The organism is Amycolatopsis eburnea (genome assembly GCF_003937945.1).
Classification (GTDB): domain Bacteria; phylum Actinomycetota; class Actinomycetes; order Mycobacteriales; family Pseudonocardiaceae; genus Amycolatopsis; species Amycolatopsis eburnea.
In genome coordinates this window covers 476,804-491,302 of record NZ_RSEC01000058.1, presented here as the reverse complement: position 1 = coordinate 491,302, position 14,499 = coordinate 476,804, and the positions used below count along the sequence as shown (strand labels likewise).

Here is a 14,499-nt window from a genome sequence, read left to right as displayed (position 1 = left end):
GTTCAGTGACCGTTGGGCGAACACAAGCGGACAAACTGGCGGACACGTCGAAGGCCGCCACCGGAGTGACGGCCTTCGACGGTCCAGCCCTTATTCGTAGATCTCGCCCTTGGCGGCCTTCTCGACCAGCGAGGCCGGCGGCTCGAAGTGGTCGCCGTACCGGGCCGCGAGCTCACGCGCCCGGTCGACGAAGCCCTGCAGACCACCCTCGTACTGGTTGATGTACTGGATGACACCGCCGGTCCACGCCGGGAAGCCGATGCCGAAGATCGAGCCGATGTTGGCGTCCGCGACCGACGTCAGCACGCCTTCGTCGAAGCACTTCACCGTCTCGAGCGCCTCGGCGAAGAGCATCCGCTCCTTGAGGTCCTCGAACGGCACCTCGGTCGAGCCGGACTTGAACGCGTCGCGCAGGCCCGGCCACAGGCCGACGCGCTTGCCCTCGGCGTCGTACTCGTAGAAGCCCGCGCCGGTCGAGCGGCCCTTGCGGTCGTACTCGTCCAGCATCCGGTCGATGACCGCCTCGGACGCGTGCGCCTTCCACGTGCCGCCCGCGGCCTCGATCGCCTCGCGGGTCTCCTTGCGGATCTTGCGCGGCAGGGTGAGCGTCAGCTCGTCCATCAGCTGCAGCGGCGGCGCCGGGTAGCCCGCCTGCGAACCGGCCTGCTCGATCGACGCCGGCTCGACGCCCTCGCCCAGCGCGGCGACGGCCTCGTTGATGAACGTGCCGATGACGCGCGAGGTGAAGAAGCCGCGGCTGTCGTTGACGACGATCGGGGTCTTCTTGATCTGCAGCGTGTAGTCGAAGACCTTCGCCAGCGTCGCCGGCGACGTCTTCTCGCCGCAGATGATCTCGACCAGCGGCATCTTGTCCACCGGCGAGAAGAAGTGGATCCCGATGAAGTCCTCGGTCCGCTGCACGCCCTCGGCGAGGGTGGTGATCGGCAGCGTGGACGTGTTGGAGCCCAGGACCGCGTCGGCGTTGACGATGCTCTCGATCTCGCCGAACACCTTGTGCTTCAGCTCGACGCTCTCGAACACGGCCTCGATGACGAAGTCGACGCCCGCGAAGTCGGCCGGGTCGGCGGTCGGCTTGATCTTGGCCAGCAGCGCGTCCGACTTCTCCTGCGTGGTCTTGCCGCGCGAAAGGGCCTTCTGCTCCAGCTTCTCCGCGTAGCCCTTGCCCTTCTCGGCCGCCTCGAGCGAGACGTCCTTGAGGACGACGTCGATGCCGGCCTTCGCCGACACGTACGCGATCGCGGCGCCCATCATCCCGGCACCGAGCACACCGACCTTCTTGGCCGTGTACTTCTCGAAGCCGTCCGGCCGCGAGCCGCCCGAGTTGATGGTCTGCAGGTCGAAGAAGAACGCCTTCGTCATGTTCTTCGAGACCTGGCCGGTCGCGAGGTGGATGAAGTAGCGCGTCTCGATCGTGATCGCGGTGTCGAAGTCGACCTGCGCGCCCTCGATCGCGGCGGCCAGGATCGCCCGCGGGGCCGGCATGTTCGCACCCTTGATCTGCTTGCGCAGGTTCGCAGGGAACGCCGGGAGGTTGGCCGCGAAGCTCGGGTTCGACGGGGTGCCGCCCGGGATCTTGTAGCCCTTGACGTCCCACGGCTGGACGCCGCCCTCGGGGTTCGCCTTGATCCACGCCTTCGCGGCGGGGACGAGCTCCTCGACCGTGCCGACCAGCTCGTGCACGAGACCCAGCTCCAGCGCCTTGGCCGGGCGGTGGCGCTGGCCCTGCAGCAGGACGTTCAGCAGCGCGCTCTGGATGCCGAGCAGCCGCACGGTGCGCACGACGCCACCGCCGCCGGGCAGCAGGCCCAGCGTCACCTCGGGCAGGCCGATCTGGCTGCCCTTGACGTCGGCGGCGATGCGGTGGTGCGTCGCCAGCGCGATCTCCAGGCCACCGCCGAGCGCGGCGCCGTTGATCGCCGCGACGACCGGCTTGCCGAGCTGCTCGATGCGGCGCATCTGCCCCTTCATCAGGGTGCTGCCCTCGGTCAGCTCGACCGCGTTCTCCGGCTTCGCCTGGATGAGGTCGTTCAGGTCGCCGCCGGCGAAGAACGTCTTCTTCGCCGACGTGATCACGACGCCGGTGATGTTGTCCTTCTCCGCCTCCAGGCGGTCGACCGTGACGCCGAGCGACTCGCGGAAGTCGGCGTTCATCGTGTTCGCCGACTGGTTCGGGTCGTCCAGGGTCAGGGTGACGATGCCGTCGGAGTCCTGCTCCCAGCGGATGGTCTTGCTCTCGGCCATTGTGGTCCTCACACCCGCTCGATGATGGTCGCGACGCCCATGCCGCCGCCGATGCACAGGGTCACCAGGGCGCGGCGCGCCTGGCGGCGTTCCAGCTCGTCGACCACGGTGCCGACCAGCATCGCGCCGGTGGCGCCGAGCGGGTGGCCCATGGCGATCGCGCCGCCGTTGACGTTGACCTTCTCCTCGTCGAGGTGCAGGTCCTTGATCCACTTGAGCACGACGGACGCGAACGCCTCGTTGAGCTCCCACAGGTCGATGTCCTCGGGCTTGAGACCCGCGGTCTTCAGCACCTTTTCCGTGGCCGGCGTGGGGCCGGTGAGCATGATCGTCGGCTCGGAGCCGATCGACGCGGTCGCCACGATCCGGGCACGCGGCGTCAGCCCGAAGGTCTTGCCGATCTGCTCCGAGCCGACGAGCACCAGCGCGGCGCCGTCGACGATGCCGGAGGAGTTGCCGCCGGTGTGGACGTGGTTGATCTTCTCGACCGAGTGGTACTTCTGCAGCGCGACGGCGTCGAAGCCACCCAGCTCGCCGATGCCCGCGAAGGCCGGCTTGAGCTTGCCGAGGCCCTCGATGGTCGATCCGGGACGGCGGTGCTCGTCGTGGTCCAGCACCGTGACGCCGTTGATGTCCTTGACCGGGACGACGGACTTGGCGAAGTAGCCGCCGGACCAGGCCGCCTCGGCGCGGTCCTGCGAGCGGACGGCCCAGCGGTCGACGTCCTCGCGGGAGAAGCCCTCGATGGTCGCGATCAGGTCGGCGCCGGTGCCCTGCGGGACGATGTAGTTGTCGTACGCGGTGGCCGGGTCCATGAACAGCGCGCCGCCGTCGGAGCCCATCGGCACGCGCGACATCGACTCGACGCCGCCGGCGATGACGAGGTTGTCCCAGCCGGAGCGGATCTTCTGGGCAGCGGTGTTGGTGGCTTCCAGGCCGGAGGCGCAGAAGCGGTTGAGCTGCACGCCGGCGACGGTCTCGGGGAGACCGGCGTTCAGCGCGGCGGTGCGCGCGATGACCGCGCCCTGCTCGCCGACCGGGGAGACGACGCCGAGCACGATGTCGTCGATCACCGCGGGGTCGAGGTTCGGGTGGCGGACCTTGAGCTCTTCGATCAGGCCGACCACCAGGTCGACCGGCTTGGTGCCGTGCAGGGCACCGCCCTTGTTCTTGCCGCGAGGCGTGCGGATCGCCTCGTAGATGTAGGCCTCGCTACTCACAGAACAACTCCTCGCGAGCGTGTGGGACGTCTTCGTACCGTGGCCGATGATACCGACCAGTAGGGCTAATGGCCATTAACATATCGCCGGATAACCCCATGGTGTCAATGGGTTGCAGGTGTGCCGTTAACCGCTATCGTTCACTCACCATGACCGACGTCGAGCGCACCACGCGCCCCCGCGACCGCAAGGCCCAGCTGGCCGCGGTGGCGGCGGAGCTGTTCCGCGCGCGCGGCTTCCCCGGGGTCGGCATCAAGGACATCGCGGACGCGGCGGGCGTCACCGGCCCCGCGCTGTACCGCCACTTCGCGGACAAGCAGGCGATCCTGGCGTACGTCGTCCTCAGCGGCTTCGAGGACCTGGAGACGGCGACGGCGGAAGCGCTGTCGGACTCCGTTCAGCCTTCCGACCAGCTGGAATCCCTTCTCCGCCGGCTCGCGACGCAGGCCGTCGAGCGCCGGGAAATCGCGGCGCTCTGGCGCTGGGAGGGCCGCCACCTGCCCAAGGAGGACCAGCGGGAGATCGCGCGCCGCTCGGCGCTGGCGCTCACGGCGTGGTCGAAGGCACTGCTCGCCCGCCGCCCCGATCTGCCCGGCGAGGACGCGGAGCTGCTGTGCTGGGCGGCGCTGTCGGTGTTCGGCAGCGTCTCGGTGCACCACACGTCGGTTGCGCGCCGCCGCTTCGCCGCACTTCTGGTCGAACTGGCGCTCGATGTGCTGAACGCCACACTCCCGTCGCCGTCCACGCCGCCGGTTCCGCCGGCACTGAGCCTGGGCACGCCGTCCCGCCGCGAGCAGGTCCTGGCGGAGGCGACGGCGCTGTTCGCCCAGCGCGGCTTCCACGACGTGAGCATGGAGGACATCGGCGCGGCCGCGGGCATCGCGGGCCCGAGCGTCTACCGCCACTTCCCGAGCAAGGCGGCCCTGATGGTGGCGATCGGCCACCGCGCCGCGGACCGGCTGGCACTGGCGGCCGAGCGCGCGCTCCAGGCCCCGGACGAACACACCGCCCTGCGCCGCCTGGCGGAGTCGTACGTGCACACGATTCTGCACACGCCGGAACTGCTGGTGTCGTTCTCGGCGGACCGCGTCACGATGCCCGACCGCGACAAAGCGGATCTGTTGCGCGTGCAACGCGATTACGTCGCCCAGTGGGTCACCCTGCTTTCCGCGGTACGTCCTTCGCTGCCGCCGCGGGAAGCGAAAATCACCGTCCACGCGGCGCTGACCATCGCAAACGACCTCGCGCGCACCCGCCGCGTGGCGGCCCGCCCCCACTTCGCGGCCGAGCTGACGACCCTCCTGCACACGGTGCTGGACGTAGCCTGATCGGCGCACGGCGTCCGTCCCTGTCGAAACGGCCCGGAATGCGGGACAATCGAAACCGGGCCGACGGGGTCCGCTCTCCCTGCGGAAGGGGAAAAGCGCGATGCAAGCAGCTCGTTCCGGCGCAGAAGACGGAATCGAATCCGAACTCCTCGACCTCGGCGGCGTCTCCCTCACCAGACTGCGCACCCTGGACGGCGGCGAACTGCGCGAGTCATTGCGGCATGCGGTGGAACGGGTCTCGCACATCCAAGTCACAGCCAGCGGCAGTCAGGCCAAGCGGGTCGACTGATGTGGCGCAGCGAGGCAGCCGACGAAACGATCGAGTCCGCCGGCGGCTTGTCTCGCCACCAATTGCCCTGGACGGATTTCGACGCGGTGGCACGCGGCGAAGGGGGTCCTGAACCGGTCCGCAAGCTGCGTGCCGCCGAACGGAGCCGTCGCCTCCTGCTTCTGCGCGGTCTGGTCGAGGTGTCGGCGAAGTCCGAAGACTCATACCGGCCGCTGCCGTCGCCCGAAATCGCGTGGGAATTGCTGGCGCGAGTCGAACGAACGGCGCCGCACGCGCTCGAAACGATCCTCGCCCATCCCTACACGGGGACGTGGGCGGGCTACACCACGCGGCTTTGCCGGCAGGACATCACCGGAGTCTGCCCGTTCTGGGTGCACCTCGGCCACCTGCACTGCCTGGCCGCGGCGGCGGCGGTGCGCGGCGAAATTCCCTTCGAGGCAGAACTACCGGTGTGGCAGGGAAAAGCAGCCCTGCCGACCCTCGGTATCGCGCAACTGCGCACCGAGGCGCCGTTTTCGGTCGCCCGCATCCGGGGAAGCCGCGGACGCGTGGAAATCAGCAACTCGCGGTCACGAGTCCGCCTGCCGGCGAACTTGTCCGCCGACACGCCGGGCTGGCTCGGCGTACGCGAAGCCGTGGCGTGGTCCGACGACCGGCGGCTCCTCGTTCGCATCGACGACCTCGATCCGTACCGCGGGCTGTACGAGCCGATCCGGCCGGAACGGCTGAGCCCCGTCGAAATCGAATCCTGGCGAACGGTGCTCGCCGACGCGTGGCAGCTGCTCACCAGGCACCTGCCCGCGGTCGCGGAAGCGCTGCCGGTCGGCCTCGACTCCCTGGTCCCCGAGCCCGCTGTACCGTTCCGGCTGCCGAGTGCGTCGACCGGCGAGGCTTTCGGGAGCGCGATCATCTCCTACGGCGAGGATCCCGCGCCTCTCGCCGCCGCGCTCGTCCACGAATTCCAGCACATCCGGCTCGGTGGCCTGCTCCACCTCGTACGGCTGAACCACGACGACCCCAGAGAACGGTTGTATGCGCCGTGGCGAGACGATCCACGCCCCCTCGGAGGTGTGCTCCACGGCATCTACGCCTTTTTCGGTGTGACGTCCTTCTGGCGTGCCCTCGCCGCGGCAGAACCGGACAACGAACTGGCGGCGTTCGAATTCGCCTTGTGGCGTGGCCAAGTCTGGCGCACGCTGACCGTGGTCCGCGCGGACGAAAGTCTCACCGCGGCCGGCCGCCGGTTCTTGGACGGTGTCGCCGAGAAGCTCCTTCCGTGGCAGAAGGAATCGGTAGCCGGTGCTCCTCGGACTTGGGCGCGTCTCGCAGCCGCGGACCACTACGCGGCTTGGCGGACCAGGCATTTGCGGCCCGACCCCGGCACGGTGGCGGATTTGGCGGCTGCTTGGCGGGCCGGGGTCGCACGACCGGATTCCGCAGCTGCGGCCTTGTCGGAGCCCTCGCCGACACCGGTGCCGGACGGTGACTGGCACGACGCCCGCACGGACCTGATCCGGCTCCGCCTCGGCGTGGACGGTCGCGCGCGGTTCGCCGCACACGGGTCCGCCGTTCCTGGTGCCACGGAAGCCGATCTGCGTTTCGTGGCCGGGCGGGCGGACGAAGCCGCGGCCGGCTACCGGCAGCTCTTGGCCGCCAACCCGGACGACCCCGCGGCTCTGACAGGGCTGGGACTGGCTTTGGCGGCCAGGAGTACCGGACCGGCGGCCCGGGCATTGCTGCACCGCCCGGAACTGGTCCGGGCGGTGCATCGCCTCCTGCGTGAAGAATCGAGATCGACGCCGTCGGTCGAAGCGATCGCCGGCTGGCTGGGCCGGTTCACCCACTGAGTGACCGGCTGGAACAATTGCGCGAGAAAGGACCGGCTACAACGGCATCGGGTCGATGTCGCAGTCCGCGCGGACGCCGCGCAACGCCGACTCCGTACCCGGGTGGTTTTCGCCGAGCACCAAGCGGTATCGCGTGAGCGCATCGTCGTAGAGCGCGTCCGCCTCGGTCGTCTCACCGAGGGCCCGCAAGTCCAGCGAGCGGTTGAGCTGCACGGCCAAAGTGGTCGGGTGATCTTCGCCCAGGACTCGACGGGCACGGTCCAGCAGGTCGGCGTCCAGAGCCGCTGCCTCGGCAACCCGATCCAGTGCGAACAGGTCGCTCGCCAGGTCGATCCCGCAGACGATCGTGTTCGGATGGTCCTCGCCGAGGGTTTCCCGCATGCCCGCCAACGCCTTCTCGTCGACGACCCGGGCGCTGGCCGGGTCGCCACCGAGCCGGAGGGTCACCCCGAGGTCGAGCTGAGCCGACAACGTGTGCGGGTGTTTTTCCCCGAGGTTCTCGCGGTAGAGGTTGTAGACCTCCTCGCCGAGCGTGCGGGCGTCGGCAAACCTCCGCGCGTGCCGGAGGTCGATGGAATGCCCGAGCGCACAGGCCATCGCGTTCGGGTGGTTGTTGCCGTAACGAGCGCGGAACCTCTTCAGCGCATCACCGGAAAGCTCGAATGCCGCCACGTGGTCGCCGTCCTTGCGGCAAGCCACCGACTCGAAGTACCGACGCCGAAGCGTACCGACGCTGTCGCCACCGTAAAGCTGTTCGGCGCGCTCGGCGATGCGCTGCATTTCGATCCGGGCCCACGGGTAGTGGCCCAGCTCTCGCCGGGCAAGCACGAGCACAACCTGCGTGCCGATCGTGTTGTCGTTGTCGGGTCCGACAATTTCTACACGCCGGCTGTAAGTCGCCTCGGCCAGCTCGTGAGCTTCAGCGTATTCGCCGGTCAGGAGCAAGGCCACGATGAATTCATGGGCCGCACCCAGCGTGACCGGATCATCGCCACCAAACAGGACAGCAGCTTTTTCGTAGATTTCCCTGTTGCGGTTACGCGCCTCAGCGAAATCACCGCGCGCCTTCAGAATCAACGCGTAAGTGAGTTGTGCGTTCAGGGTCTCTTCATTGTCCGGACCGACTACCTCGACGTAGCGCCGTCTCGTCTCCTTCGCGACTTCGGCAGCTTCGTCGTAGCGCCCGACGACCCAGTAGAAGAACGCCAACCGCTCGGATGCACTGAGTTCCAGCAATGGCGGGTCTTCAGCGGGTTCCTCGCCTCGGGCGAGCCGTTCCTCCCGATCCGTCGCCCACGCCTTGACCGCCCTCTCGGCGAGTGCGAGCGCTCCTTGGTGGTCACCCCAGTGGTAAAGGAATTTGAAGAGGTTGATGACCAGCTGCCGCACCCAGGGATCGGTGCACTCGGTCAGTTCGGTGTCGTAGATGTGGGGCAGGATTTCCTGGTACCGCGGCCACGTCTGCGGTGACGCCGGGTCGCGCGGATCGAGGTTCGCGAGCAGCAGGTGCGCGCCGTGGCGCATTTCCATGCGGTCCTGGTCGCCCATCCGGTTGCGCAGCACCAGCTGGACCAACCGGTGCAGCAGGAGGGTGTCGCTGCGGTGGTCGATCTTGGCCAGGCTGTAGCGGTTGATGTCGCGGATCGCGCGGCCGAGCCGCATCGGGTCCTTCAGGGCCGAGTCGAGCTCGGGTGCAACCGAGATCCCGCGGACGCCGGCGAACAAGCTCCGCGAAATCGGCTCGGGCGCGAAGAACGCGCAGACCTGCAGCAACTGGTGAGCAGCGGGACTGCGGGAACTCAGCTCGTCGAAGGACACGTTCCACGCGGCCGCGACCGACACCTCGTAGTCCCTCGGCGCGGAGGTGTCGAGGATTTCGGTGACCTTGTCGTCGAACAGCCGCAGGTACTCCTGCGCCGGCATGCCGGTTTCGGCGAGCCACGCGGCCGCCTGCTCGACGGCGAGCGGCAGGTCTCCGAGCTTCTCCGCGATCAGGTCGGAGTCCTCGTCCGCGAGCCCGGAGCGGCGGAGGCTGAGCAGGTTCTTGCTTTCGTCGCGCTGGAAGACGGCGACTTCCAGCGGCCGCGCGATCCCGGCCCAGCTGGCGTTGCGAGAGGTGACCAGGATCTGGCCGGGCCCGTCGACCGGGAAGAAGGGCCGGACCATCTCCGGGTCTTCCGCGGAGTCGAAGACCAGCAGCCAACGCCGGTACGGACGGCCGAGCCGCAGTGCTTCGCGGACCGCCGGTACCGCGGTGATGGCTTCGTCGGCGCCCGGCAGCCTCAGGTGCTGCGCGAGTTCGGTGAGCGATTTGCGGATCTGCGTGGGCCGGGTGGCCTGGATCCACCAGACGATGTCGTAGTCCTGCAGGTGCCGGTAGATATATTCCACCGCCATCTGCGTCTTGCCAATGCCGCCCATTCCGTGCAACGCCGCGGGCAGGACAGCGGTGGTCCCCGCGCCCAGCCGTTCGCCCAATTGATCGAGGAGTTCACGCCTCCCGGTGAAATTGGGGTTCTTCGGTGGAACAACACCCCAAACGGGTGGTGCTTCATCACCGGAACGGCGGACGCTCCGGCTGGTCATGTCGGCGACTTCCCGGACAACCTTCGTCCGCAGGGCCGGAGGCGCGTCGCTCGACGACGGGGATATGTCCACGGTCCCGGCATCGGGGCGGACGACGGATTCAGGTTCGCTCGGGGAACCCATCGGCTTGAGTTCCTGCGACATCGTGTCACTCACCGCCGGGATGTTAGTGGTTCGATCGCCGAGCTGACCAATGCCGGCGATTCTACTCTCCAACCGATCCGCCCGGGACAAATACGGACCGGACAACGCACGCATCAGGTCGCGTTCCAGTGCTATCTCCGCGGGCGTCGCCGCCGGGAGCGCGGGGTCCGGGGTGGCGTCCGGAGCCGCCAGCGCGGCTTGCAGCCGGACCAGTACCGGCTTCTGGTCGCCGAAGCGCCGCGACGCGCTGATCACCGCGTGCGCCGTGTCCGAGCGCCGCGCGCCGCGCAGGAGGAGCTGACGCACGTGGCCGGCGAACTCCCATTGGGCGCGGTCCCACGGTGTTCCGTCGCGGGCCCGCTCGAGCAGGCCGCTCGTGAACACCTCGGCGAGGTGGTCGGGCCCGGAGCCCGGGACGAGCTCCGCCTGCAGGGTCCGGGCGACGCCGACGTCCACGGGGACCGCGGCGAGCAGCGTCGCCAGCCGGAACGCCGGTGGTGACGCGGAGCTGTGGAACTGCTGCACCTTTTCCCGCGCGGACCGTTCCACCGGTGCCTCGGTGTCGGCGTCGGCCGGCTGCGGCTGGTCGCGGGCGAGCACGACCGCGGCTTTCCGCGCCACGCCGCCCACTCCCGTCACCAGTGACGCCCACCAGCCGAGCCAGCGGTCCTGCAGCTCCAGCACCGGCACCGGCACCGCGCCCGCCGTCAGCTCTTCGGCTTCGTCCGGGTCCAGCAGGACGTCAGCCGACCGCACGTCGTAGGTTCCGTTGGGCCGCAGCGGTCCCGGTGGGGTGAGCACCGTCTGGCAGACGCCCATCCCGCCGCGTGACCAGAGCCGGTGCGGCAGCAGGTGCACGATCGCGACCGGCATCGCCCGCCCCCAGCGGGCGAGCATCGGGGACACCAGGTCCCGGTGCCACGCGTCGCTGACGCCGTCGGTCACCAGCAGCAGCAGGCTCCGGCCGGCCGAGCCGATCACCTCCCCCGCACCCCGCGCCGGGGCGTCGGCCGTCCCGCCGCGCAAGGTGGGACCGACGACCGCACCGCCTTCCGCGGGGCCGGTCTTGCCGGTTTCCAGCAGCCGCACCCGGACGGACCGGAAAGCGCCGACGCGTTCGACCAAGCGGACGAACGCGTTCACCGTGGGGGTCCAGAGCGCCATCGACGGCGTCGAGTCGATCACGAGCGTGAGGTCGAGCCAGCGGTCGCGGCGGCGGCGGGTGACCGGCAGCCACATCCCGCTCTGCGCCGCTTCCTCGGCGGTGCGTTCTTCGTCCAGTTCGACGTCGGCGTCGTTCCTCGACGCGACTTTCCGCTTGAACGGCCGCAACGCGCGGACCAGCTGGGCCGCGCCGGGCAGGACCGGTGCGGTCGCCACGCCGGCGAGTTCCGCGTCCGCGCGGCCGGCACCCGGCTCGGGTGCGAGCAGACCGCCGTTTCCGGCGGCCTGCTCGGTGAGCCATTCCCGTTCGTCCGGCGGCGGGTCCGGGGCCGGAGCAGCGCCGCCGGCGGCCGGTACGAGCTCGGGTTCGTCGCTGTCGCGGGAAACCGGCCCGGGGCCGTCCCGCCGGTCCTCGACCGGATCCGGTGGTCGTGCCGGGCGCTCCGCGGGGGCGGCGTCCGGGATCGCGGTCCGGTTGATCGCCGCCATGAGCCACAGGCCGTCGCCGAGTTCGGTCCACGTCAGGTCGGGCTCGCCCGCGGTGGGGTCTTGCATCTCAGGGCCCCTGCGGATTGAGCTGGCGCCACAGCGAATCGACCAGGCGCGGCCACGCGTCGTCCTCGGGCCGGTAGGCACCCGAGGTGGCCAGGAAGATCGCGTCGAGCAGCTTGTCCGCCGGCAGCCCGCCCACCCCCGCGCTGCGGGTGACGAAGTCTTCGATCAGCGCGGCCCGGCTGCCGTCCGGGTCGATGGCGTGCGCGGCGACCATCGCCGCGAGCTGGCCGGCGTCCGGGTCCCGGGTTTCCAGCCGCAGGCACCGGCGGAGGAACGCGGGCGGGAATTCCCGTTCCCCGTTGCTGGTGATGACGACGACGGGGAACGCGGCGCACCGGACCCGGCCGTGCTCGATTTCGGCGGTGTACCCCGGATCCGCGGTGAACACCTCGGCCCGCACCGAGCGGCGCGCGTCCCTGGCCAGCTCGGGGACCGCGAATTCGCCGTCCTCGAACAGCCCGAGCAGGTCGTGCGGCAGGTCCGATTCCGACTTGTCGAGCTCGTCGATCAGCAGCACCCGCGGCAGCCGCCGGGGGAGGAACGCCGTGCCCAGCTCACCCAGCCGGACGAATTCGCCGATCGGGACCTCCGCCGTGGTTCCCGCGCCGGAGGCGGCCAGCTCCTTCCACGCGGCAGCGGCCTGGACCCGGCCGATCGCGTCGTAGTCGTAGAGGCCGGACTTGAGCGTGGTCTGCGAGGTGATCGGCCAGCGGAGCACCCGGCCCAGTCCCAGTTCCCGGGAAATCCGGTAGGCCAGGCTCGACTTGCCGCTTCCCGGCCGCCCGGTGACCAGCAACGGGCGGCGCAGGTACAGCGCCGCGTTGACCATCTCGACTTCGTGCTCGTCGACGTTGCGCGCGGAGTAGCTGAGTTCGGTGCCCAGCTTGCGCTCGATTTCCCCGTCGTCGGCCGGGAAGACGTCCCGCTCGGGGAGCGTGGCTCCGCGGAAGGTGCGCCACGGCGGCGGGTCCGGCAACCGGTCGGCCAGCCTTATGTCGTGCAACGGGCGGCCAGTACCACGGTAAATCCACCAATCGGGCGGACTGTCCGGATGCTGCGACGCTCCGATCCGGGTGTCAGGAAGCTCGGTCACGCGAATCGGCACCTCCTTCGAGGTGCCCGATGATCCCGGTTTCGCCGAGGGGAAGCAACCGATTCGGGTCGTCCCATAGCACCACCAGGTCCGTGAGTACACCACCATCGCCCGACGACGGCGGATTCCGAAGAGCGTCCAGTCGAGACTCCCTCGCCACCGCGGGCAAATCCCCCAATCCGCCACGGCTTTCGGCTAGCCAGGCTACCACTTCGCGAACGACTTCCGAAGGGGCCGACGGGTGCCAGACGATGACCGGGACCCCCGCGCGCAACGCGGGCAAAAGCTCGTCGTCACCCGATGCCGCCCTGACCGGCGGCGATTCGGTGAGCACCGTCATCGCCCATTGCCGATTGCTCAAAACAGCCTCGAGCCGGAGTCGATCGGGACTATCACCCGTACCGCAGAAATACACCCGTTCGAACGAAGGATCACGGGTCCACGACTCCCAGCGCTGCCGCCAGACGCGGTGCCAGCGCGGTGAGCTCATCCGCTCCAGCGAACGCACCACGGTCGGGTAACTGAGGTACAACGGCTTGGGCGCACCGGAAGCGCGCTCGGTCGCCCACGCGTGCACGGGCAGGTTCAGCAGCTCCCGCGGCAGGACGAACTCGACCACCACGTCGGCCGCCACCTCCGACCAGGCTTCTTCGGCTTCGCCGACCAGCACGTCGACGTGGCGCTCCAGCTGGCTCTCCCGGACCAGGACCGTTTCACCCCGGGCGGGCGGCCAGTCCGCCGGATCGTCCTGCCGCCACGAAGACAGCTCGTACAGGTCGTCTTCGAGGGGATCCGGGCGCACGACCACGACGAGGTGCAGCCGGCCCGCGGCCGGCCGGGGCGCCGCCAGCTCCGCGCGCAGCTGATCGAGAGCGTCACGGAGGCGGAGCCGCCGGACCTGCCCGTCCGACCACGCGCGCAGTTCCGCGGCGAGGGCGGGGTCGCACTCGGCGGCGATCAGTTCGACGAACATCAGCAACGGCGGCAATTCCCCGGGTCCCGCGTTCAGGTCGGCAAGACCGGAGAAGGCCGCCGACGCGTCTTCGTAGCGCGGCGGCGGAGAGACGTAGCGGGCGGCACGGCGCACGGCCTTCGCGAGCCCCGGCGGCGCGAAACCGGCCAGCCGTTCGCGCAGTTTCTCCTGTTCGGCTTCCGGCACGACGTCGTGCATCCGCACCGACGAGACGAGGGCGCGCACCTCGGCGCATTCCTTGCTGCCGGGACGCAGGAACTCGATCACGCCCGCGAGCACGTTCAGCCCTTCGCGGAGGCGGCAGCACGCGGAGACGATTTCGATCAGCTGGTCACGGCCGGTCAGCTGGTCCGAAAAGGTGAACGGGTGGTCGAGCGCCTCACGCAGTTCACCGACCATCAGGGTGCGGATGGATTTGTCATCGGCGAAGCCGGCCACCACCAGCACGTCCACCACCGCCCTGCGGACCGCGATACCCGGGCCGGGCTGCCCCTGCCTCGCCACCACCTGCCGCACCACCTCCCACCCCCGAGAAGCGCACCGAAGATCGTGAGTTTACCTGTTCGGCTTAACCGTAAAAGGGCAAAAACATGACACAGCGCGTGCCTGACCACCACACGAGCGAGCTTCACGAGTCCCGCCCGGGGGAACGGCAACCTCCGGGCAACCACTTCGCGTCATTCCCGAGCCCGGCGTTCCGGCTCGTGAAAAGGGCCGGATCCCCTGAGCCGTCCGGAGTAAAGTGGCGTTCGCCGAGCCACCTCGCAAGGGTGATCGAAGGGGCGTGCTAGCTTACGCGCGCCTCCAAGCGGGTTCTCGAGAGAGGGGAAATCGCGATGCGATCACCGGGCGGCACCAGGCGACCGGAGATCGAGTCCGAACTCCTCGACCTCAGTGCGGTTCCGCTGTCCCAGCTGCGGAAACTCGACTCCGCGGCCTTGCGCAAGTCGATGCGTCGCGCCGCCGAACGAGCCGCGCACATCCCGGTAACGGCGAGCGGGAGTGAAGCGAAACGGGTCGAGTAAGCCGCTTCCCGAA

General features: G+C 69.4%; 9 protein-coding genes. 4 read left to right on the top strand and 5 right to left on the bottom strand.

Going from position 1 to position 14,499, the window contains the following annotated elements:
- Window positions 1-90: 90 nt before the first annotated feature.
- Together EIY87_RS27665 and EIY87_RS27660 are read right to left on the bottom strand one after the other, a co-directional pair.
- Entirely contained in the window at window positions 91-2,262 is a 2,172-nt protein-coding gene (locus EIY87_RS27665; RefSeq protein WP_125312783.1) for a 3-hydroxyacyl-CoA dehydrogenase NAD-binding domain-containing protein, read from the bottom strand.
- Between the two features lie 8 nt (window positions 2,263-2,270).
- Window positions 2,271-3,482, bottom strand: coding sequence for an acetyl-CoA C-acetyltransferase (locus tag EIY87_RS27660; protein WP_125312782.1), 1,212 nt, complete (start codon window positions 3,480-3,482; stop codon window positions 2,271-2,273).
- 149 nt (window positions 3,483-3,631) lie between these two features.
- Between EIY87_RS27660 and EIY87_RS27655 the strand changes: the two genes are divergently transcribed.
- From EIY87_RS27655 to EIY87_RS27645, 3 genes are all read left to right on the top strand, one after another.
- A complete protein-coding gene (locus EIY87_RS27655) occupies window positions 3,632-4,810 on the top strand; it encodes a TetR/AcrR family transcriptional regulator (RefSeq protein ID WP_125312781.1) in 1,179 nt (392 codons plus the stop codon).
- Between the two features lie 100 nt (window positions 4,811-4,910).
- Window positions 4,911-5,099 carry a hypothetical protein gene (locus EIY87_RS27650; protein ID WP_125312780.1) on the top strand — a complete coding sequence of 63 codons (189 nt, stop codon included), beginning with the start codon at window positions 4,911-4,913 and terminating at the stop codon, window positions 5,097-5,099.
- Complete coding sequence (locus EIY87_RS27645; protein ID WP_125312779.1) at window positions 5,099-6,946, top strand: HEXXH motif domain-containing protein; 1,848 nt, start codon at window positions 5,099-5,101, stop codon at window positions 6,944-6,946. The genes EIY87_RS27650 and EIY87_RS27645 overlap by 1 nt, the downstream gene beginning before the upstream one ends.
- Window positions 6,947-6,982: 36 nt before the next feature.
- Here EIY87_RS27645 and fxsT read toward each other — a convergent pair whose 3' ends face one another.
- The 3 genes from fxsT to EIY87_RS48485 are packed head-to-tail and all read right to left on the bottom strand — an operon-like array spanning window position 6,983 to window position 13,914.
- Entirely contained in the window at window positions 6,983-11,395 is a 4,413-nt protein-coding gene (fxsT, locus tag EIY87_RS27640) for an FxSxx-COOH system tetratricopeptide repeat protein (RefSeq protein ID WP_263855627.1), read from the bottom strand.
- Between the two features lies 1 nt (window position 11,396).
- Window positions 11,397-12,488, bottom strand: a complete 1,092-nt coding sequence (locus tag EIY87_RS27635) for an AAA family ATPase (protein WP_404800101.1) — start codon at window positions 12,486-12,488, stop codon at window positions 11,397-11,399.
- The gene (locus EIY87_RS48485) at window positions 12,472-13,914 is read right to left on the bottom strand and encodes a VMAP-C domain-containing protein (RefSeq protein WP_263855643.1); all 1,443 of its coding nucleotides are present in this window, start codon (window positions 13,912-13,914) and stop codon (window positions 12,472-12,474) included. The genes EIY87_RS27635 and EIY87_RS48485 overlap by 17 nt, the downstream gene beginning before the upstream one ends.
- Before the next feature lie 383 nt (window positions 13,915-14,297).
- Here EIY87_RS48485 and EIY87_RS27625 point away from each other — a divergent pair, with 383 nt between their 5' ends.
- On the top strand, window positions 14,298-14,486 hold the full coding sequence (locus tag EIY87_RS27625) for a hypothetical protein (protein ID WP_125312777.1): 189 nt from the start codon (window positions 14,298-14,300) through the stop codon (window positions 14,484-14,486).
- Window positions 14,487-14,499: the final 13 nt, after the last annotated feature.

Coding starts and splice junctions, on each gene's coding strand:
- EIY87_RS27665 (WP_125312783.1), bottom strand. CDS start 2,262: ATGGCCGAGAGCAAGACCATCCGCTGGGAGCAGGACTCCGACGGCATC.
- EIY87_RS27655 (WP_125312781.1), top strand. CDS start 3,632: ATGACCGACGTCGAGCGCACCACGCGCCCCCGCGACCGCAAGGCCCAG.
- EIY87_RS27650 (WP_125312780.1), top strand. CDS start 4,911: ATGCAAGCAGCTCGTTCCGGCGCAGAAGACGGAATCGAATCCGAACTC.
- EIY87_RS27645 (WP_125312779.1), top strand. CDS start 5,099: ATGTGGCGCAGCGAGGCAGCCGACGAAACGATCGAGTCCGCCGGCGGC.
- fxsT (WP_263855627.1), bottom strand. CDS start 11,395: ATGCAAGACCCCACCGCGGGCGAGCCCGACCTGACGTGGACCGAACTC.
- EIY87_RS27625 (WP_125312777.1), top strand. CDS start 14,298: ATGCGATCACCGGGCGGCACCAGGCGACCGGAGATCGAGTCCGAACTC.